The sequence below is a fragment of the Paenibacillus sp. FSL L8-0340 genome, from assembly GCF_038593145.1.
Classification (GTDB): Bacteria; Bacillota; Bacilli; order Paenibacillales; family Paenibacillaceae; genus Paenibacillus_AQ.
Genome location: NZ_CP151967.1, coordinates 558,388 through 577,652, shown reverse-complemented (window position 1 = coordinate 577,652; position 19,265 = coordinate 558,388). Strand labels below are relative to the sequence as shown.

The window sequence follows — 19,265 nt, the reverse complement described above, 5'->3', positions numbered from 1 at the left end:
GTTAGTCCCCTCTCTTCTGGTCGATCAGGATCGGACGATGTCCTTGTGTCCATAAGCTTAAAATCTCATCCAGCTCCAGACTGCGGCTCTTGATAACCTTTACGCCCAAGTCCTGAATGCGTTTCTCATTCTGATTAAATTGCTGGGTTATAAATGAAGCGACTCCCGGTGTCTCCAGTGCTAACTGCTGAGCCCCCGGCAATTCAGCCGCCAGCTCCCTAAGCTCTTCCTCATCCTGCACGCCCACCCACACCTCGCTCCATGAACCAAACAGGCTGTCCTTCTCCGCCATTCCAAGCAGCTGTCCCCGATGCATCAGCACAATAAAATCAGCCAGCCGCCGAACCTCCTCGACGATATGGGTGGAGATAACAACGGTCGCATCGCTCTCATCCATATACTTGCGGATCGACTCAATCATACTCTTCCAGGCGAAGGGGTCGAGACCCGAGGAGGGCTCATCCAGCAGCAGCAGCCGGGGCCGGGAAGCCAGCGCAGCGGCAATCTCGAATTTACGGCGTTCACCCTTGGACATCTTGCCCAGCTTGGCTCCCCTCGGCACTTCAAATTTATCCTGCAGCTCCTGAAAATAGTCATGATCCCAGGAAGGGTACCAATGCCGGCGGAATTCGGCAGCCTCATCTGAGGTCCAGTAATTCTCCTCCGTTAGCGAGGTTTCCGGCACATAAGCAATGCTCTGGCGCAGTTCAAGCGGCAGACCTGCCTTGTGCTGCTGTTCAAACCAGAGGATCTCGCCTTCCTCCGGAAAGGTCAGCTGCAGCAGCATATGAAGTAACGTGCTTTTGCCGGAGCCGTTCTGGCCCACCAGTGCGGTAATATAGCCTTGCGGGAGATTCAGATTAAGTGGCCCTATCGTCCTGCTGCGCCGCTTCTTGCTTACATTCCGCAGCTCTATAGCCTGCTGTACCATGAGATGAACCCACCCTTCATTCCTGTTTGTTGTATTTGTCTTTTACAATCTCCACAAATATTCCCGTCAGTTCCTCTTCACTGCATTGGACCGACAGGCCAACATCCACCGCACTTTCCAGAGCTTTACGGACGGCATCCCGTTTGTATTCTTCCATCGCCCCGTCACCCACATGGGAGACAAAGGTTCCGGTTCCCTGTCTTGTCCGCAGCAGCCCCTCATTCTCCAGATCCTGATAGACCCGGCGGACGGTGATTACGCTGCATTTCAGATCTCCGGCAAATTCACGTATGGAGGGAAGCAGTGTCCCTTCGGTGATGCCTCCGCTGATGATCAGCGACCGGAGCTGGGTTTCGATCTGATGGTACAGCGGCTCGGCACTGTTCTCGTTAATCTGTATCGGTATCCACATAAGTTACCTCCGCCCTCTCATACGAGATCGCGGCTTTTAAGCCGGTGTATCGTCAATTTGGAAAATAATTGCACGGATACCGTGCCCAGCAGCAGCGTTCCCCACATCAGCGGAGATAACAGCCCCCATTCCTTCGAGCAGGAGACGCTGTACAGAAACAAATTTCCATCCGCCCATTGAATCAGCAGTGCAACCCCGAAGGACAGCGTCATCAGGGCCAGGGTGATCCAAAAGTACACTTTGCCGCTAACCAGAAACTCCACAACAATATAGATGCCAGTCATTATCAGGCCATAACCGATCCAGGTAAATGCAAACGCAACGTATGAAGTCCCTGGCAGCTGGCTGCGTATATCGTCACTAATCGCGTACATTAAACCGAAGAACAATACGCCATTCAGACAAAATGAGAACATTGCATCCAGCTTTCTTTTGCACAGGATCACCGCAGCCGGAACAGGCAAACTCCGCATATAGGCCAACATCCGGGTATAGGAGTCTTCACTTAAATATTTCATGGTACGCCGCGAGAGCGTGAAGCCCAGCATGGGAATCATAGAAATCAGCAGGAAGTCGGACATCAGCCTTCCGTCACTTCCGCTCAGCGCGTCTTCCGTGACCATTCCAGTCATAGCGGCCATATAACCCATAAAGATAATGGAAAACAGCAGGGCCCTCACTATGTTCAGCTTGTCACCGCGGAAATCTGCACGGACCAGCACCCAGGCGTCTCTAAATATTGTCATTACCTTTAACCTCGCTTTGTTGTTTCTCCTGCGGTAGGCTGCAGCGGATAGACACGGTTCAGTGTGTATCTCTCTGTGCTTACTGTATATATCTATATACACAGTATATGACCTGTATTTTCCATTGTCAAGAATCATTTGTAATAAAATTCAATCGGCTATAAAGTAGGAATCAGCGGAGATTTGTAGGCTACCGAGAGAAAACACTCAGGATCGGGAGGTTCATATGATTAGTGACCCATGGTTTACTGTTCAGCAAATGGATGAAGCCACATTCGCAATCAGCGAATACGGGCATTGGGAGAAGGTGCATTCCTTTCTGCTGCTGGGGGAGGAAAAAGCTGCACTGATTGATACCGGTCTTGGCATCGGCAATATCAAAGAAATAACGGATCAGCTGACCCGCTTGCCGATTGAAGTGCTCACCACTCATGTACATACGGATCATATCGGCGGCCATGGACTATTCAGCAGTATTTATGTCCATGAAGCGGATAAGGACTGGCTGGTCCATGGCATTCAGGGTTTGTCTATCGAGCAAATCCGCAGGGACATCGGCAGAGATCTGACCCGGCCTGTGCCGGAGGGCTTTGACCCCGACGCTTACAAGCCTTTTCAGGGCGAGCCCGCCGGCTTATTAAACGACGGGGACCTCATCTCTTTGGGCGGCAGAACACTTAAGGTGTACCACACTCCCGGGCATTCTCCGGGTCATGTATGCTTTGTCGATAAAGACCGCGGTTATTTGTTTTCGGGTGATCTGCTGTATGATGAGACGCCTGTGTATGCTTTTTATCCTTCAACAAGTCCTGCCGATTTGGTCAATTCCCTGGAGAGAATGGCTGCATTAGAAGGAATCAACAAAGTTTACGGTTCACATAATACACTGGGTCTAGAAGCGGAGATTCTGGAGGAAGTGAAGCTGGCGGTTAAGTTTCTGCGGGAACATGAACTGGATCATTTCGGGACGGGGATTCACCGGTTTGGCCGCTTCAGCGTGCAATTCTGACCTTAATGAGAACACAGCCATGGCCGGGATGCCCTGGAGATTGCAATAATCAAGCGTGAAGCATATAAACTCTAATATTTAGAAAAAGCCTGTGCTGTCCGCTCCCCACAGAAAGGTTGCAGATGCACAGGCTTATTCCAATTTCAGCTACGCGTTCAATATGATGTCCCAGACCGGCTTTGTGTGCCCGCCCGGATAAAAGATGTACAGCAGCACATACACAGCCACACCCGTAATGGCGGTAATAAACCAGATGACCGCAGTCACTCTTCCCCATTTCCGGTGTTTGGCAAATTGAGCCTTGAAGCCCAGCGTCAGCGTAGTGATGCCGAATACGGCGGCTACCGTCGCCAGCACGATATGGAAAATCAGAAAGATGTGGTAGAGCGTCGACAAATCGGCCGGTCCGCCCCAGGATGTATTGCCTACGAATGCCGTTCTGGACACGTACACAATGAAAAACAAGATGGCAGCAACAGCAGCGGCAATCATTGTCTTCTTGTGTGCTTCACGCTTGCCCTTAATGATTTGTCTCCAGCCAACCGCCACCAATAGCGCACTGATTACGATGAAAGATGTGCTGATCGTTGGAAACAATGTGAATATATCCATGATTATCCCCCTCGGCGCTCGCCAGCTATGCACGAGCAAGAAGAAGCCGCTACATTGTTCTTTGCAGAACGTAGCTTCCGATGCCAGCAATACTCTATATCGCTCTCAGGTATCCGTTGCTTTAGAAATACAAGGATAATTCCGGTGTGGGACTCAACCTTCCTTATATTTCAAATAGCCACCCCCCGGTTCGGCGGATGGCGCGGATACCTCCGCATCGTCTTGCCCGTTCTCTTTTTTATACCAATGATAGAACACATAAGCAAGCATCGAGGCAAAAATAAATTCCTGAATGAACTTCATAGCGATGCCCCCCACCTGCTGATCGACCTTGGGCGACAGCCACCCGAAGAACGCCGGACCGCCGAACGTCTGCAGCAATGAAGCCGGATTTCCCGATACACAGTAGCCCATCGCCCGCGCCCAGGTGTCGGGATCACTGTACGTGGAATATAGTGGAGTCCCCGCAAAAATAATCAGCCCGCAGGCCGGTGTCAGCAGCACCATATTCAGGAAAATAAAGCCCACCTGGCCCAGGCCGCCAAGTTTCCGGCACTCTGGCAGAGGATTTATCAGATTCCACCACATGAGCACAGAGGTCAGAAAAAGCAGGCCGTAATAGAGCCGGTGAACTGTAAAATGCAGCATCACGTAATCATGAACCACTGGAATATGGTAGAGCGAGAACAGTCCGTTGAACAGAAGGGCCGCCACCACCGGCTGTGCCAGAAAAGCAAAACGCCGCAGCGGGTTCACCTTAAGAAAGGCACGCCAGACCCAGGCCGGAATCCCGAGCATAATCAGCGGCACTGCTACCAGATAGGACAGAGCCATACTGACCATATGGAAGGAAAAGAAGATATGACCCAGCAGGCTGACCGGCCCGCCCTGCGCGAGGTAAAGAGCCAGCATTCCGCTAAGAAACAGCCCCCTGCGCCATACAGGAACTGCAGAAGCACCGGAGAACCGACTGGCAAGCGGACCGATCCATACGAAATATCCAGCCGTCAGCAGCAGCAGGACCGCCAGAAAAAGCGGACTCCACAAATCCTCAAAGCTGAAATACTGTAATCCCAGCATGATCAGAAGCCTCCTTAATCCCACCAAACCCAATACAGTGCCATGATAATGCTGGTTCCGGCGATAAAAAATCCGCCCAGCATAAATAGAATCGGTATCAAGTGTCCCTTGTCCTTCAGATGCATCCAGAAGCCCATCTGCAGAAAAACCTGCAGAACAGCCATGACCAGCAGCAGAATCACAGCAAAGGTCGCGTTGACTCCTCCGGCCGCAACAGCTGCGAAGGCAATCAGCGTCAGAATAACAGAGAAGATAAACACCACGATATGCCGCTGCGGCCCTTCCTGCCGGTGGCGGTGCTTCACCGGGCTATCCGGAGAATGCTGTTCTGTCGCCATAGCTAACCCACCTTTCCGAGCAGGTAAACAACCGTGAAGATAAACACCCATACCACATCAATAAAATGCCAATACATCGCGGACACATAAATCTTTGGTGCCGTGACCACCGTCAGCCCTTTATAGCTCAGCTGCCCGATCAACACGGCGATCCACACAATGCCGAAGGCAACGTGAGCCCCGTGGAACCCGACCAGCGTATAGAACGCCGAGCTGAATGCACTGGTGGTCATCCCGAACTTCTCGTGTCTTATATACTCGCTGAATTCGTAGATTTCCAGCCCGAGAAAGGCCGCGCCGAGCACTACAGTAACCAGCAGCCAGTTCCGCAGCAAGGCGGGCTGGTTCCGGTGCATCGCCTGAATGGCAAATACGCTCGTCAGGCTGCTCACCAGCAGCAGGAAGGTTGCAGCGGCAACCAGCGGCAGATGGAACAATTCGTTCGCAGACGGACCGTCATTCGTCTGGTTTCGCAGCGCCAGGAACGTAGCGAACAAGGTGCCGAAAAGCACCGCTTCTCCACCAAGGAACAACCAGAAGGCTAGGACTTTGTTGCGGCCTTCCGCCGTTGCTTTCTCCAGTTCGTGCGGAAGAGTACCTTTTGCAGCTTCAGCATGTGCCGTTGTCATGTCGGTTCACCTTCCTTCCAGCTCTTCAGGTTCGATATGCCAGCCATGATCGTCAAATAGCGAGCGCATCAGCATCGATCCGAAGGTTATCAGAAGACCAAGCGCAGTAACGATATAGTTATTAAAGAGAAAACTCATAAAGCTGTTGCCAAAATCATCACGGCTGAACATAAAGCCAAGCCCGGCAATAAAGATACCCACCGACATCAGGAACGGGTGCACCGTCGCTGAAGGCATATGAATGGAGCCTACCGGTTCGGATGGCGTCATGCCCTTGTGCCCGGCTGTTTTTTCCTTCCAGAAAGCATCCAGGCCGCGCACCAGCGGCGTTTGCTTGAAATTGTATTCCGGAGGCGGTGAGGAAATGGTCCATTCCAGCGTCCGCCCGTCTTCCCACGGATCATCCGCCGCATCTGCCGGCTTTCTGGAAGTGATGAAGACATTGGCCAGGAAAAACAGCATCCCCACACCCATAAGCCCTGCCCCGATCGTACTGATCAAATTGAGCAGGTCGAATTGCTGATTCGGCAAATACGTAAATACGCGGCGCTGCATCCCCATAAGCCCCAGGAAATGCTGTACAAAAAAGGTCATGTGAAACCCGATGATAAAGGTCCAGAAGGTCCATTTGCCCAGGTGTTCGCTCAGCATTCTTCCGAACATTTTAGGCCACCAATAATGCAGGCCCGCGAACAAGCCGAGCACCAGGCCGCCGACAATCACATAATGGAAATGGGCAACGACAAAATACGTGTCATGAAACTGGAAATCGGCAGGAGCAGAAGCCAGCATGACACCCGTAACCCCGCCCATGGTGAAGGTTGGAATAAAGCCGACCGCGAATAAATTCGGGGTGGTAAAGCGTACTTGCCCGCCCCACATCGTGAACAGCCAGTTGAAAATTTTGATTCCTGTCGGAACGGCGATCAGCATCGTGGATACAGAGAACAAGGCGTTCGCTACCGGACCGAGGCCTGTGGTGAACATATGATGCGCCCAGACCATGAAGCCAAGGAAAGCGATCAGGATCGTGGCGAAGACCATGGAGCTGTACCCGAACAGGCGCTTACGCGAGAACGTCGGGATGACCTCGGAGATAATGCCGAAGGCCGGAAGAATCAGAATATACACTTCGGGATGACCAAAGATCCAAAAAATATGCTGCCAGAGCACCGGATTTCCTCCGCCGCTGGTCTCGAAGAAATTGGCGCCGAGAATCCGGTCGAAGGTGAGCAATACAAGTCCTACTGTAACTGCGGGAAAAGCGAACAGGATAATAGCGGAAGTGATGAAGGTAGCCCAGGCGAACATCGGCATCCGCATAAATGACATTCCCGGAGCCCGCATCGTAATGATCGTAGCCAGGAAGTTAATGCCGCCGATTAGTGTGCCGAGTCCCGCAATCTGCAAGCCGATCGTGTAGAAATCCACCCCGTGGGTGGTGCTGTAGGAGCTGGAGGACAGTGGGGTATAAGCGGTCCAGCCGGCATCGGGCGCTCCACCCATAATCCAGCTGAGATTGAGCAGAATGCCGCCGAACAGAAACGTCCAGAAGCCAAGCGCATTCAGAAAAGGAAAAGCTACGTCGCGCGCACCGATCTGCAGCGGGATGACCGCATTCATCAACGCAAAAATGACCGGCATGACCCCGAGAAAAATCATCGTTGTCCCGTGCATCGTAATCAGTTCGTTAAAGGTCTGGGCATCCAGAAAGGTATTCATCGGCTTGATCAGCTGGATGCGGATCAGAATGGCCTCCAGCCCGCCGATGCCAAAAAAGATCCCACCGGCCCAGAGGTACAAAATGGCAATCTTCTTATGATCGACGGTGGTAATCCAGTCCATGACCCCGGTATGCCGTTTGACGCTGTGGCCATGCCTCAAGGGCTGGGAAGGATTCAAGGATTGCGCTGCTTGAGCCAAGGTACGTACCCCCTTTTCAAATATGCTGCTTCTGCTTTGGGCAATAGGCTTTATTCCAGCGTGTAGCCGGCCAGATATTCGGCAATTCCGTCAATCTCTTCATCACTGAGTCCCAGTTCCTTGGGGTCAGGCATCCGGTTGCCCGGCTTGACGCTTTGCGGATCATGCAGCCAGGTCTTAAGATTCTCCAGGATCGGCGCTCCGTCGACACCTGTATCGTCGTTCAGCAGGATACCAGCCACCGACTCGCGGGACCCGATCCCGGTGAGGGATGGACCGTTGCTGCCTACCATATCACCCACTGCGTGGCAGGTCAGGCACGCGGATTTGAACTTTTCCGCAAGCGCCGGATCTTCAGGCATCACTGCCGGGGCTTTCATGGAAGCAATCCATGCCGTGAACGCATCCTTGCTGACCGACTTCACTTTAAATTCCATAAAACCGTGGGAAGGACCGCACAGCTCCGCGCATTTGCCGCGGTAAACGCCTTCATTTGGCGCACTGAAGCTGAAATGGTTCGTTGACCCGTCCGGGTTGGTGTCTATTTTGCCGGAGAGAGAAGGTACCCAGAATGAGTGCAGCACATCCTTTGTAGTCAGCTCAAAGGCGATATCCACGCCTGCAGGAATCACCAAGTCCTGCGCCGTTGTCACACCGTAATCGGGGTATTCGAATTCCCACCAGTATTGGTGACCGGTCACCTTGACCTTAACTGCATTCTTATCATCCGAATGATCATCTCCTGCGGCAAACACCGCCTGTACGGTCGGAACCGCCAGCACAATTACAAGGATCAGCGGGATGACCGTCCACAGCACTTCAAGCTTGAAGCTGCCTTCCACCTGTTCAGGGATCTCATGCTGGCCCGGCTTCCTGCGGTAACGGATAAGCACATAGGCCGCAATGGCAAAGACGATCAACAGCACGACAATCATGATGGTAATCGACAGCTTCATGAGTCCGAACGAGCTCTCCGCTGCAGGTCCCTGCGGTCTGAGCACCGACAAGTCCTGCCGCCCGCATCCTGCGAGAATGAGTCCAAGCGTTGCTGTCATGGGAAGAAGCCGTTTACCAGCCTGCCACGTTTTCATCATTGATCTACCCCGCTTTTCCCGATTTCGTAGATTAGAGGATTTTCCTGTCAATTATAACAATCACTATTAATATAAGTTTATGGGGGTCTTTTGTCAATCGTTCACAGCAAGTTCACAAAGCATTTTTTTAAACAGCAAAAGCTTGTCCTTACTGTATTTAAGAGCGCTTACAAAAAATGAATCTTTTATCATTTTTTCTTTAAAGCGCATACATATCTATTTGTGTCTATTAATTCATTTGACTATTTCATGGTTTATGATCATGCAATAAATATGCGCACAAAAAAAACCGCTTCCTGCGGCAGCAAGCCGCCCGGGCACGGTTTATGAGAATCCTCATGGATGTAATTCCAAATTTGATGTCGTCAAATAGCAGGAAGTATTCCTGTCTGTAAATTAGGAGACGGATGAGTTTATTCTTCCCAACTCATGCTCCACGACCATAGTCAGCTCTTCTTCATAGCCTCCCGTGATCCGATACTTCCGGACATACTCCTTCACAAATTTCTTGGGATCTTTGGGCCGGAAAATGCGTGTCATTTCCCGTAGACTTTCCTTCACTTCGTTATGACCTTTACTTGCCATGATCAGTTCCCTCCCAAAACATTGAAAATGAATGCTCCGTTGTAGAGAATGCATGATGAAAAGTCCGCCGTAACCTCGAAATGCAAGTCAAGAAACCGTAACACATACGTGGCTTGCATTATCCGCCTAAACGTTCATTCCATAAATATGGAGGTCCGCCTTGCCGGTGAAGCAGGTTCGTCGTGATTTGGGCTGAGAGTAAGATGCACCAAATGCGGAACACCTTGACACTTTACTTACCCGAAGAGCCACTTGCTGAATCACTCCTTTCGGGCCTTATCGTTATATTGTATCATATTCCAGTCCAACTTCCACCTTTCCTTGTAAAATTTACGTACGTAAAATATTTTTTTACTCTTCTCTACCGCAGCAGGTGAGTCTTGCAGACTTTTGGTTAAAATAACATATCCGCCGCCGCATCCTAGACTCCGGCAGGCAGCGTGGAAAGGGGATTGCTATGAGCAAGCAGCTGTCTTTACTAAACACACCTAACAACCCGGCACCCGATATAGCAACAGCCCGTCCGGATGACACCGGAACCTGCCCTCTTCAACTGGAGAAGGCCCATCAGGCAGTTACGAAAGAATATCCCAAAATGCATAGTATGCTTGTCGTCCGCCACGGGCAACTGATATTTGAACGGTATTACGGGGGATATCATGCCGGAATGCTGAATGATCTTCGTTCGGCCACCAAAAGCTTCCTCTCTCTTCTTATCGGCATTGCTATCGGCAAAGGCCATATTCCGGGAGTCCACACCTTTGTAGCCGAAGCGCTTCAGAGGTATTTGCCGCCCCGCTGCTCTCCGCAGCTATCGGAAATTACGCTGTGCCACCTGCTGACCATGACCTCCGGCTTCAGGTGGATTACCGGCAAGAGGCTCGGAGAACCGCTCGTGCGTAATCTGCAGCGCAGCCGCCGCTGGACTTCGTACGCACTTAGCTTGCCCATTGATCATGAAAATATTGGGCAATTTCAATACCGCAGCAGCGACTCGCATCTAATATCGGTTATGCTGAGCGAATTCTCAGGGCTGGACGCTTACAGCTATGCCAGAGAGCATCTGTTTGGACCGCTGGACATTCACCATACCGCCTGGCTGCCCAGTCCTGAAGGGCACAGCATGGGCCATATCGGCTTATACCTGACCTCGCGTGATCTGGCTAAAGTCGGTATGGTCCTGCTGGGGGGCGGCCTTTACAAAGGGCAGCAGATGATCCCGCAACATTGGCTGGAAGAGGCGTTCATAGCCCAGACCCCCGGATATCCGGCCTACGGTAATTACGGGTATCAATTCTGGAACGGCATGATGAGCAGCCAGCCCTACGTGCTGGCCCATGGACACGGGGGCCAGCAGCTATTGCTGCTGCCGAAGCTGGACGCCGCCGTTATATTCACCGCCGAGAGCGCGGTCAGCCGGTGGAAGCACCCCCGCAGACTGGTTGAACAATACATTATACCGGCTATGGAGCTTTAGCATGTCTAACGGAAAGGAAGAATGCTTTTTTACTTGAAACCCTTCCCGGTCCACATACTTTGCCGGGACAAATCATAGGCTCATAGAGAAGAGGGAACCGGGTTAGCCGCCTTCTTATCCCAAGTACAAGGAGAGTGAGCCTTTTGTCCCCTTTCAGATCCTCCACCGGACTGCCTGACCATATTGCCGCCGCCCTATGCTACTTCTTCCCCTTTATTGGGGGCATCGTTTTTCTGGCCCTGGAGAAACGCAGCCGCTTCGTGCTCTTTCATGCGTTGCAGTCGCTGATCGCCTTCGGGACACTGATGATTGTCCATGTCCTCAGCGGATTCATTCCGCTGCTCGGCGCTCTCGTCGCCGCTTTAATTTCCCTTTGCAGCTTCGCCGTATGGCTTCTCATGATCTACCATGCTTTGGGCGGAAGATGGTATAAGCTTCCCTGGGCAGGGGAGATCGCCGAAAGCCAGCTCCGTCAGTTGTAGCCTGCCTCCTGCTATTATCCTTATTTTTAAGATTCCCTTTTGAACGTCCACTCCGTACAATGGAATCAGGACATAGAGGAATCGACAGGCTGGAGGAACATACATGTACTTATTGATCATAAATCCCCGTTCCGGCGGCGGAGCAGGCCAGCGGACATGGCAAGCGGTCGAAGGGATGCTGCATTCACGCGGCATCCCTCATGAGCCCTTGTTCACGCAAAACGCTGACCGCGCCGAAACCCAGGTGCTTGGGGCGCTCGCCCGGCGCGACGACTGGCGCGCCGCCATCGTCATCGGCGGCGACGGCACGATCCACAGCGTGCTGGGCGCGCTGCGGCGCAGAGGTGTACCGCTCGCCGTCATCCCCGCCGGCTCCGGCAATGACACGGCACGCGGCTTCGGCATCCCGCTGTCCACAGAGGCCGCGCTGGAGACTGCGCTGCAGGACCGTTGCCTCGAAGCCGATCTGCTCTCGGGAGCGGGCGGCCTCACCCTGACCGCCGTAGCCAGCGGCTTCGATGCACAGGTAGCCGTAAATGTGAACAACAGCTTCTACAAACGGCTGTGCAACGCCATCGGTGCCGGACAGCTGGCCTATATCATCGGCATTCTGCATACGCTGATGACCTTTAAGCCCTGCCGGGTGAGCGTCACCTGCGACGGGAAGGAGCAGGCTTTCGAGAAAGCCTGGCTCGTCTCGGTCTGCAACCTGCCAAGCTATGGCGGCGGGCTGCTGATCTGCCCGCAGGCGGAGGCCGATGACGGCCTGCTCGACGTCTGCGTCGTGCACGGCTGCAGCCGCATGCAGGTGCTGCGGCTGTTCCCGACGCTGCTGAAGGGCACGCATGTTGCGCTGCCCTTCGTGACGATGCTGCGCGGGCACAGCGTAGCTGTCCGCTTCGCGCAGGCCCGCCATGCCATCGGCGACGGCGAGCCCCTCGGCACGGCGCCGCTGGCCGTGCGCTGCGAGCCGGGCGCGCTGCGCGTGCTCTCGCCGCTGGCGGCGGCCCGCGAACAGGGCGCAGCTGGCCCTTGCCAGGCAAGCGTGTAGGACGCGGCTGGACCGCACACAGTCAGCGTCATGTAGGACGCGGCGGCTGGGGTACCCGCAGCGCGAGTTCCATCGCGCTTGCGAATGAATGGCCTGCGGTGGCCACGCTTTGGCGGCCGGCGGCCAGCCCGCAAGCGCAGCTCTACTCTGCTTTTACTTAGCCTTCCAGTTGCGGGGTATGCTGCTGCCCTTTGAGTTTGAAGGGGATAATTGCAGTTTGTACAACTAAACGGGCTGGTTCCGCTTCCGTTCAGCACTTAACTGCACTCTGTACATCTAAATTCTGGTTTCCGGTCCATTTTCGGCATTAAGACGGATATCTACTGTACAAAATACAACTAAAACGGTACGCCGGGCAAATAAGGAACATTTAGTTGTACAAATTACAATTACTGCGCAGTACTCCCTATAGCCACAGCATAAAGACCCCATACTCCGCAAAGCTGGAGCATGGGGTCTTCATGAGCTATAATACTGCGGGGTCAGCCCGGCAGGCCGCCGGCTTCCTCCACGAAGGAGATCAAGCCATCGTCAAGCGAAGCAATCCGTACCAGCGATTCCACACGGTAGCCGGCTTCCTTCAGCAGCTTGTTGCCGGGCTGGAAGGCTTTTTCGATCACGATTCCGATTCCGGCTACGCTGCCTCCCGCCTGTTCCACGATCCGGGCCAGCCCGAAGGCCGCTTCACCGTTGGCAAGGAAATCATCGACGATCAGCACGCGTTCACCGGGAGCAATGAACTTTTTGGAAACTGTGATATCATTGCTTTCTTTTTTCGTAAAAGAGTAGACCTTCTCCACATAAATATCTTCGGTCAGGGTCAACGATTTCTGCTTGCGTGCAAAAATGAGCGGAACCTCAAGCTCCAGCGCCGTCATAATGCCGGGAGCGATCCCCGAGGATTCGATGGTCAGCACCTTCGTCACCTTTTCTCCGGCAAAACGGCGGGTAAACTCGCGGCCGACCTCACGCATCAGAAACGGGTCCATCTGGTGATTCAGAAAAGAATCGACCTTGAGCACACCTTGACCGAGAACAATACCTTCATTGATAACCTTCTGTCTCAATAACTCCATTCTGTGCTCCTTCCTCTCCATCTCAAATGGACCCTGTCTTAGTTTTTACAGGCCAGACGGCTTCTGCGGCAGCAAATTGCCGACAATCGACTTCAGTTCGTTGTCCTCTTTGCTATTCGCCTTGCCGCTGTCAAAGCTCGTGATGCGGATTTCCGAGTACTTCTCTCCCGGATTCACAGGTTTAAAAACCAGCTTCTCACGGTCTTCCAGCCGAACATTGAACTTCATGTCCTTGAACATGCCAATCAGTTCATTTTCTCCGGGGACTTTACCGGCTTCCAGAAACAAGAGACCTCTGAGTGACTTGATCCCTTCCGGATGCTGCACATCAAAATGAATAATACACTCCACGCTTTCACCTCCCCAGCTTAATTTCGGCTTGCGAGCAGCTTGACCCTTACCCAAACACGTTTCCTAATGTCCTGGCTCTTGCTGTTCTTGCTGCTCTCCCGAGTCTTCCAATTCTTCATGTTCCTCTTGTTCGTCCGGTTGCTCCTGTTCGCCCAGTTGTTCATACTCCTGGTCATGCAGTACATATTTACCGTAAATGTGGCTGTAGCGTTCCCCGTACCTTTTTGTTAGCTCGGGGCCCATATCCTCTTCCAGCTCGAAGAGCACCATCTCCTGCGTAAAGTGGTTCAGCAGCAGTTCCACCAGCACCTGATGTTCGGTTACGACCGCCTGTGCCGTTCCGTCCTCATACCGCATGCCGAGCATGCACCAGTTCCTGTCGATCACAAAGGAAAACTTCCGCCCGCCGCTCCGGCGCGGCTTGCCGCCCAGCGGCGGCCATACCGGATAAGGTGCGGGAACCTCGTTGCCGCCGTCAAAGGCCCACAACAGCTTCACTCCCCGCAGCTCTGCCTGCTCCAGCTCATTGCGCAGCAGCGAAGCCTCCTCACGCCATACATCTACTACGATTTCCTGCTCAGCAAGATTCAATTGGCGGATCAGTTCCTCCATCACATTCCGGTCACCCTCCACATTGTAGAAAGAGGGATTGACCGGGCCGCCGCGCGGCATTTCACTTTCCATATAAGCCAGTGAAGCCGATACCCGTCCGGAGATCATGGTCGCGAGCTCTTCCGGGTCCAGCACACTGTAACGCGCCGGTTCCCCTTCACCGCATCTTACATAACCTTGCTGAGTCAGACGCTGAAGCGCCGCATATACGTTGGATCTTGATACTCCGAGCTGCTTTGCCACTTCATAACCCGAAGCCTGGCCTTTGCTGGCCAGCTCGACCATAATTTTGGATTCCATCTCTGTGAAACCCAAATTTCGCAGATGCAGCAGCAACTGTTCCATCTATGTTGTCCCCCTAAGCTGACTGTAAATGCTGACTAGATTTGTTCTGATCCGCAACGCGGGCACCACATGGAACCCTTGGGTAAATCCGCCCTGCAGATCTGACATTTGACGATATCCCGCACGCCGCCTTCACTGGATGCAGCTTCTTCCGCAGGCTCACCGGCTTTCCAGTCACGGATACGCCGGTCAAGCTCAAGCTGTCTTTCCCGCTCCCGTTCGAGCTCATCGGCTTCACGGCGGCTGCGTTCGGTATCCTGCACCGCTCCGCCATATTCCTCCTGCGGCAGTTCATGGTCTACCGGAAGCACTTCGGTATACACCGTACGCTGCTCCGATCTCATCGCCAGCTCTTTCTCCGCTTCCGTCAGCTCCTCCTCGCCATAATATTGATCTTCCTCTTCATCCTCATGAATGCTGTGCACTGTGACGGGCACCGCTTCTTTTCTTGAAGCCGGTTCCTCCAGCTTACGTCCGCATTTCGGACAGAAATTGGCGTCCAGAGCTACAACATTCCCGCAGGTGCAGAGCTTTTCATTCTTCAGCTCGGCAATCCGGAAGCGCAGCTCCTCAATCTGTTCCTGAAGCTTCAGGCAGGCCCGGGAATGCTCCACCATCTTGCCTTCGGCCAGGGACAAATCCTTCGAACGATATCCGTCGTAGAACAGCTTTCCCATTTTCATAAATTCAATTTCCATCTCATGTTCGATATCGGAAATATGCCCGTTAAGCTTGCCGATCTCCACCGAGCTTTGCGCTTTTTCACTCACCCGGCTGGCACCGTCTTTAATGCGTTGCAGAAAATTCATTGTAGTTCCTCCTTCTCCAGAGTGAGAACAGGGCCGATTTGCAGCCAAATATTATTCCAAATAAACCCTTAACGCTCCGTTCAATAGCGGTAACGTGCTTCTATCATACCAAATGTCTCGATTAGATTCATTATTTGTCGTTCTGTGTATAATAGTAAAAAATAACCATGGACAAGCTTACCGACAATGGAGGGATTAATCTTGCCGGACGAAGAGAAAAAACGCTATTTCGTATCCGTAAACCACAGCCTTATTCAGGACGTGCGCAATGACTCCAATGAATTTGAAGTGCTGCTTAACGCTGAAGAGCTTACCCTTCTCCAGGATCTCCTGAACGAACTCGAACGCGGGGATGATTACGCCTTCCGGCGCGCCTTTGTGCCTTATAAGTCTGCCGATCACGATGAAGCTGCCCGGCAATTTGACGATGAGACCGTCAGACTGTACCAGACCCTGCACCGTTTTGGCAGCATAGAGACGCAGCAGACCATTAAGCAGCTGGGTATACTCCCCAAACTGGAAAATACCGGGTATCACGATAAAGGTTATGACGGAGGCTCACCTACGAACAAATAATCAACGTAAGCGCCGTACTTTCTATCCCTTATGTGTGCTAATACGCTGCTGCGGGAAGAATGTTGCGCTATTTTGGGTTGGCCGGATTATAGTTGCAAACCGCCTGGACTCTTCAGCACTACAGGGGGGTCTGGTTTTTTTTGCTTCTGGGGCAGTACATCGGTTAAAATAGGAATATAGACTGGTCCCGGAATATATAACATATCTTTACTCATGGGTTCATTTTATCCAGTCACAAATAACTAAACTTGGGAGAGTCTCAGTGGAAGAATATGATAGTACACAGGTTACACTGAATCAGCTGCAGGTGCATGTCAAGGATCTGAAGAAGTGGCAGGTTAATGGGGATTTCGCCAAACAAATCGAGGATTTCAAAGCTTTGCCGGCGCTGTACCGCCATGCCCTGAATGAGCTTGAGAATAAAATTGATGTGATCAAAACGGAATGGCAGGTGCGCGACGGCTTCAGTCCGATTGAGCATGTCAAGTCGCGGATCAAAGAGCCGAAGAGCATTCTGCAAAAGATGGAACGCAAAGGGCATGAGTTTACCCTGGAAAATATGGAGCAGCACATTCATGATATTGCAGGCATGCGGATTGTCTGTGCTTTTGTGAAGGATATCTATCGTCTGGTCGATCATCTATGTGCGCGGGAGGACATCCGTGTGCTGGAGATCAAAGACTATATTGCACATCCCAAACCTAACGGCTATCAAAGTCTGCATCTGATTGTGTCGATACCGCTTGTGCTGCTGGAAGGAACCCACTGGGTAAAAGCGGAAATCCAGCTGCGTACACTTGCCATGGATTTCTGGGCCAGTATGGAGCATATCCTCTACTACAAATTCGATAAACAGCTTCCGTCGCATGTCGCCGAGGAACTGAAAGAAGCGGCACGTGCCGCCGATGAGCTGGATCAAAAAATGCTCCGCCTGCGCCGGGAGATTCTTGAGTTGTCCGAGGGAAGCAGTGCGGGTGAACCCCCGTCCGGGGAGTAATGCCATTTCTGTTTATGGAACGTGGCTGAAAAGGTAATAAAAGAAGGCAGTGCCCTACAGCTGAGCTGTTGCGGCACTGCCTTTCTATTATTCTCAAGAAGGAATCAGCAGGTTTCTCCAAGTGTGGCCCCCGTCTGCCGTGCTCCAAAGGATTTCCGGCCCGGAAATCCAGCCGGTTCGAGATGTAGAGAACTGTATCTCCGTTGCCTTATCGAACGCTGAACCTTTGGCAACCTGTTTCCAGCTACCTCCGCCATCGCCTGTAGCAAGCAGCCTGCCGCCTGCCTGCAGCGCCCAGCCAGAACGGGCATTCAGCCAAGCTGTCCTTGACGCTTCAACCCCTTGAATGCCGGGGCCATGCTTCCAAGTCTCTCCGCCATTATTGCTGGTGTAAAAGACCATGCTTTTAACACCGTTCAGGACAATTTCCAGCGGCAGCACCCCATCCTTCTTATCCTTGCCGGAAAAGACAGGAGGGTAGCTGTTGCTATACGCATACCCCGAAAGCGCTGACGGGGAGATGAGTTTCTCCGGCTTCCAGCTCTTGCCCCCATCAGCAGTTCTAAAGGTAAGAATGGACTTCTGTCCGTGATTACTGGAGGTTATCCAGCCGTTATCGCTATCCCGGAAGGTTATGCCCGTTGGATAGGCAGCAATGCTTGCGGTAAGATCGCCCGCTCTGCTCCAGCTTGTCCCTCCATCCACCGTGCGGTATAACGACTTCTCCATCATGCCAAGTGCCGGTTCGGAACATAGCAGAATATACCCGCCCTGCTTATCGGGAAAATGCATAAACCCGCTGGCGTATCCTTGCTCCCAGCTTTTCTTCACCGGAAGGCGAATAGTCTTCCAGGACTTTCCCTTGTCTAGCGTATGAAAAAGGGCTGTAGGCTTGTGCGGGCCATAGGCGCTTAGAATCCACGCCTCATTGTCACCCGTAAAGTAATGCGCCAGTTTGCCAAGCTGGACATCATTACCGGGCATGGGCACCGTATTGCTGAGCGGATGCTTCCAGCTTAACGCACCGTCCGCTGTATGCCACACTCCGCCCAGCGTGATTCCCCAGCCCTCTTTCACGCCTGTCATTTGGAAATTGTCCGGATATCCCTTCAAGGTGATGCTGGAGCTTTGCGCCGGTGTCGCCCCGATGGTTGAGGCAGAAATTAGAAGCGTACCTGCTATGAACAGAGAAGCCAGAATTTTATAAACTCTCAAGTTAAGCTCTCCCTCATTTCCTGTTTGTCCTGTTATCATAAGACCCCAGCAGGAACATTAGGTTACGATCAGTTCATTCCGCAGTGAAAATATTGTTAATTAAGAGCAACTAGAGCAGCCTTACAGCTTACCCAGCCCTGCCGCCCTGCGGGCTGCGGCTTCTGCAACGCGCTGCATGATGAGCACAAGCCCCTCACCGGCACGGGGTGTCTTGTCGAGCAGGGCACCCCAGTTTTCGGTCGGCTTCGCAACCACCGGTGAAGCCGGAAACGGCCGGGCTGCGATTTCATGAAACATGGGACCCGGCTGGTGGAGCGAGCCTTCAGCAGCCGCTTCGGCCAGCCATTCTCCCGTCGGGACAGCCGGCCCTTTCCGCTCCAGCCGGGCCAGTTCGGCTGCAAGCAGGCCGGACGGGGACGGGCCGGCATCCTCGCTGTCCTCCGCTTCCTCTTCCGCCCAAAGGGCAAAAACTCCGGCCAGCAGCGTCTCTTTGTCCAAACCGCGCAGTTCAAACGCCAGCAGCGGTTCCTCTTCCAGCTGCTTTTTGACCAATCCCAGCAGGGCCATCTGTTCCGGCCCTGAAAGCTTCTGTCCGGCCAACGCCAGTTCTTCATCGCCGGGCAGAAGCTTCATCGCCGCCAGGCCTCCACTCAGGTTGCCTTGCAGCAGGTTATACAGCTCACCCGGGTGCTCCGCGAGCCGGACCAGCACTTCCTGTTTCACTTCATCAGACCAGCGCGGAATTTCCAAAGAGAGAACCGTCGTTGGCGCTTGCCCTTGGGCAACAGCAGCAGCGGCGTTTCGCTTGGTTTTCACCCCCGGCGCTTTGGCCGAGAGCTGTGTTCCCGTCGCCTTAACCACCCCGGGCTCAATTTCCAGCCGCAGTTCCAGCAGTTCACTCATTGCCCATTCCTC

At 53.0% G+C, this 19,265-nt stretch carries 23 protein-coding genes; 7 read left to right on the top strand and 16 right to left on the bottom strand.

Features of this window, described 5'->3' with window-relative positions; all coding sequences use genetic code 11:
• Position 1: 1 nt before the first annotated feature.
• From NST07_RS02645 to NST07_RS02635, 3 genes are read right to left on the bottom strand one after another with little or no spacing between them, the layout of a single operon-like run.
• Entirely contained in the window at positions 2-931 is a 930-nt protein-coding gene (locus NST07_RS02645; RefSeq protein WP_341089536.1) for an ABC transporter ATP-binding protein, read from the bottom strand.
• A 16-nt stretch (positions 932-947) separates the two neighbouring features.
• On the bottom strand, positions 948-1,343 hold the full coding sequence (locus NST07_RS02640; protein ID WP_038585414.1) for a GntR family transcriptional regulator: 396 nt from the start codon (positions 1,341-1,343) through the stop codon (positions 948-950).
• 17 nt (positions 1,344-1,360) lie between these two features.
• Complete coding sequence (locus NST07_RS02635; RefSeq protein ID WP_341089534.1) at positions 1,361-2,089, bottom strand: hypothetical protein; 729 nt, start codon at positions 2,087-2,089, stop codon at positions 1,361-1,363.
• A 226-nt stretch (positions 2,090-2,315) separates the two neighbouring features.
• On the opposite strand from NST07_RS02635, the gene NST07_RS02630 reads away from it, so the two are divergent.
• Positions 2,316-3,098 carry an MBL fold metallo-hydrolase gene (locus NST07_RS02630; RefSeq protein WP_341089533.1) on the top strand — a complete coding sequence of 261 codons (783 nt, stop codon included), beginning with the start codon at positions 2,316-2,318 and terminating at the stop codon, positions 3,096-3,098.
• Positions 3,099-3,245: 147 nt separating this feature from the next.
• Here the strand turns inward: NST07_RS02630 and NST07_RS02625 are convergent, their stop codons facing one another.
• The 7 genes from NST07_RS02625 to NST07_RS02595 form a co-directional block, all read right to left on the bottom strand.
• Positions 3,246-3,710 (bottom strand): DUF420 domain-containing protein, encoded by a 465-nt coding sequence (locus NST07_RS02625; RefSeq protein ID WP_341089531.1) that lies wholly within the window; start codon positions 3,708-3,710, stop codon positions 3,246-3,248.
• Positions 3,711-3,863: 153 nt separating this feature from the next.
• Complete coding sequence (gene ctaG, locus NST07_RS02620) at positions 3,864-4,790, bottom strand: cytochrome c oxidase assembly factor CtaG (RefSeq protein WP_341089530.1); 927 nt, start codon at positions 4,788-4,790, stop codon at positions 3,864-3,866.
• Between the two features lie 14 nt (positions 4,791-4,804).
• Entirely contained in the window at positions 4,805-5,128 is a 324-nt protein-coding gene (locus NST07_RS02615; protein ID WP_341089528.1) for a cytochrome C oxidase subunit IV family protein, read from the bottom strand.
• Positions 5,129-5,130: 2 nt separating this feature from the next.
• Positions 5,131-5,757: a cytochrome (ubi)quinol oxidase subunit III gene (locus NST07_RS02610; protein ID WP_341089527.1), complete on the bottom strand. Its 627-nt coding sequence runs from the start codon at positions 5,755-5,757 to the stop codon at positions 5,131-5,133.
• A 6-nt stretch (positions 5,758-5,763) separates the two neighbouring features.
• Positions 5,764-7,602, bottom strand: a complete 1,839-nt coding sequence (gene ctaD, locus NST07_RS02605; RefSeq protein ID WP_052092420.1) for a cytochrome c oxidase subunit I — start codon at positions 7,600-7,602, stop codon at positions 5,764-5,766.
• A gap of 128 nt (positions 7,603-7,730) precedes the next feature.
• Complete coding sequence (gene coxB / locus NST07_RS02600) at positions 7,731-8,774, bottom strand: cytochrome c oxidase subunit II (RefSeq protein WP_038585390.1); 1,044 nt, start codon at positions 8,772-8,774, stop codon at positions 7,731-7,733.
• A gap of 396 nt (positions 8,775-9,170) precedes the next feature.
• Positions 9,171-9,359 (bottom strand): hypothetical protein, encoded by a 189-nt coding sequence (locus NST07_RS02595; protein WP_038585388.1) that lies wholly within the window; start codon positions 9,357-9,359, stop codon positions 9,171-9,173.
• 457 nt (positions 9,360-9,816) lie between these two features.
• On the opposite strand from NST07_RS02595, the gene NST07_RS02590 reads away from it, so the two are divergent.
• From NST07_RS02590 to NST07_RS02575, 4 genes are all read left to right on the top strand, one after another.
• On the top strand, positions 9,817-10,836 hold the full coding sequence (locus NST07_RS02590; RefSeq protein ID WP_341377174.1) for a serine hydrolase: 1,020 nt from the start codon (positions 9,817-9,819) through the stop codon (positions 10,834-10,836).
• A 143-nt stretch (positions 10,837-10,979) separates the two neighbouring features.
• Positions 10,980-11,318 carry a DUF4870 domain-containing protein gene (locus tag NST07_RS02585; RefSeq protein WP_038585383.1) on the top strand — a complete coding sequence of 113 codons (339 nt, stop codon included), beginning with the start codon at positions 10,980-10,982 and terminating at the stop codon, positions 11,316-11,318.
• Positions 11,319-11,421: 103 nt separating this feature from the next.
• Entirely contained in the window at positions 11,422-12,369 is a 948-nt protein-coding gene (locus NST07_RS02580) for a diacylglycerol kinase family protein (protein WP_341089523.1), read from the top strand.
• Positions 12,351-12,530 carry a hypothetical protein gene (locus NST07_RS02575; RefSeq protein ID WP_342481006.1) on the top strand — a complete coding sequence of 60 codons (180 nt, stop codon included), beginning with the start codon at positions 12,351-12,353 and terminating at the stop codon, positions 12,528-12,530. The genes NST07_RS02580 and NST07_RS02575 overlap by 19 nt, the downstream gene beginning before the upstream one ends.
• Positions 12,531-12,851: 321 nt before the next feature.
• Here the strand turns inward: NST07_RS02575 and NST07_RS02570 are convergent, their stop codons facing one another.
• From NST07_RS02570 to NST07_RS02555, 4 genes are all read right to left on the bottom strand, one after another.
• Entirely contained in the window at positions 12,852-13,445 is a 594-nt protein-coding gene (locus tag NST07_RS02570; protein WP_038585377.1) for a xanthine phosphoribosyltransferase, read from the bottom strand.
• A 45-nt stretch (positions 13,446-13,490) separates the two neighbouring features.
• Positions 13,491-13,796, bottom strand: coding sequence for a hypothetical protein (locus NST07_RS02565; RefSeq protein ID WP_341089521.1), 306 nt, complete (start codon positions 13,794-13,796; stop codon positions 13,491-13,493).
• A gap of 63 nt (positions 13,797-13,859) precedes the next feature.
• Positions 13,860-14,753: a helix-turn-helix domain-containing protein gene (locus NST07_RS02560; protein ID WP_341089520.1), complete on the bottom strand. Its 894-nt coding sequence runs from the start codon at positions 14,751-14,753 to the stop codon at positions 13,860-13,862.
• A gap of 35 nt (positions 14,754-14,788) precedes the next feature.
• Complete coding sequence (locus NST07_RS02555; protein ID WP_341089519.1) at positions 14,789-15,562, bottom strand: zinc ribbon domain-containing protein; 774 nt, start codon at positions 15,560-15,562, stop codon at positions 14,789-14,791.
• A gap of 201 nt (positions 15,563-15,763) precedes the next feature.
• On the opposite strand from NST07_RS02555, the gene NST07_RS02550 reads away from it, so the two are divergent.
• Positions 15,764-16,138, top strand: a complete 375-nt coding sequence (locus tag NST07_RS02550) for a hypothetical protein (protein ID WP_342481005.1) — start codon at positions 15,764-15,766, stop codon at positions 16,136-16,138.
• A 301-nt stretch (positions 16,139-16,439) separates the two neighbouring features.
• On the top strand, positions 16,440-17,135 hold the full coding sequence (locus NST07_RS02545; RefSeq protein WP_269322562.1) for a GTP pyrophosphokinase family protein: 696 nt from the start codon (positions 16,440-16,442) through the stop codon (positions 17,133-17,135).
• Positions 17,136-17,228: 93 nt separating this feature from the next.
• Here the strand turns inward: NST07_RS02545 and NST07_RS02540 are convergent, their stop codons facing one another.
• The gene (locus NST07_RS02540) at positions 17,229-18,350 is read right to left on the bottom strand and encodes a hypothetical protein (RefSeq protein WP_342481004.1); all 1,122 of its coding nucleotides are present in this window, start codon (positions 18,348-18,350) and stop codon (positions 17,229-17,231) included.
• Positions 18,351-18,470: 120 nt separating this feature from the next.
• Positions 18,471-19,253: a hypothetical protein gene (locus NST07_RS02535; protein WP_341089515.1), complete on the bottom strand. Its 783-nt coding sequence runs from the start codon at positions 19,251-19,253 to the stop codon at positions 18,471-18,473.
• Positions 19,254-19,265 lie beyond the last annotated feature (12 nt).

Coding starts and splice junctions, on each gene's coding strand:
- NST07_RS02560 (WP_341089520.1), bottom strand. CDS start 14,753: ATGGAACAGTTGCTGCTGCATCTGCGAAATTTGGGTTTCACAGAGATG.
- NST07_RS02590 (WP_341377174.1), top strand. CDS start 9,817: ATGAGCAAGCAGCTGTCTTTACTAAACACACCTAACAACCCGGCACCC.
- NST07_RS02610 (WP_341089527.1), bottom strand. CDS start 5,757: ATGACAACGGCACATGCTGAAGCTGCAAAAGGTACTCTTCCGCACGAA.
- NST07_RS02595 (WP_038585388.1), bottom strand. CDS start 9,359: ATGGCAAGTAAAGGTCATAACGAAGTGAAGGAAAGTCTACGGGAAATG.
- ctaD (WP_052092420.1), bottom strand. CDS start 7,602: ATGGACTGGATTACCACCGTCGATCATAAGAAGATTGCCATTTTGTAC.
- NST07_RS02580 (WP_341089523.1), top strand. CDS start 11,422: ATGTACTTATTGATCATAAATCCCCGTTCCGGCGGCGGAGCAGGCCAG.
- NST07_RS02615 (WP_341089528.1), bottom strand. CDS start 5,128: ATGGCGACAGAACAGCATTCTCCGGATAGCCCGGTGAAGCACCGCCAC.
- NST07_RS02555 (WP_341089519.1), bottom strand. CDS start 15,562: ATGAATTTTCTGCAACGCATTAAAGACGGTGCCAGCCGGGTGAGTGAA.
- NST07_RS02645 (WP_341089536.1), bottom strand. CDS start 931: ATGGTACAGCAGGCTATAGAGCTGCGGAATGTAAGCAAGAAGCGGCGC.
- NST07_RS02640 (WP_038585414.1), bottom strand. CDS start 1,343: ATGTGGATACCGATACAGATTAACGAGAACAGTGCCGAGCCGCTGTAC.
- NST07_RS02625 (WP_341089531.1), bottom strand. CDS start 3,710: ATGGATATATTCACATTGTTTCCAACGATCAGCACATCTTTCATCGTA.
- ctaG (WP_341089530.1), bottom strand. CDS start 4,790: ATGCTGGGATTACAGTATTTCAGCTTTGAGGATTTGTGGAGTCCGCTT.
- NST07_RS02570 (WP_038585377.1), bottom strand. CDS start 13,445: ATGGAGTTATTGAGACAGAAGGTTATCAATGAAGGTATTGTTCTCGGT.
- coxB (WP_038585390.1), bottom strand. CDS start 8,774: ATGATGAAAACGTGGCAGGCTGGTAAACGGCTTCTTCCCATGACAGCA.
- NST07_RS02535 (WP_341089515.1), bottom strand. CDS start 19,253: ATGAGTGAACTGCTGGAACTGCGGCTGGAAATTGAGCCCGGGGTGGTT.
- NST07_RS02635 (WP_341089534.1), bottom strand. CDS start 2,089: ATGACAATATTTAGAGACGCCTGGGTGCTGGTCCGTGCAGATTTCCGC.
- NST07_RS02630 (WP_341089533.1), top strand. CDS start 2,316: ATGATTAGTGACCCATGGTTTACTGTTCAGCAAATGGATGAAGCCACA.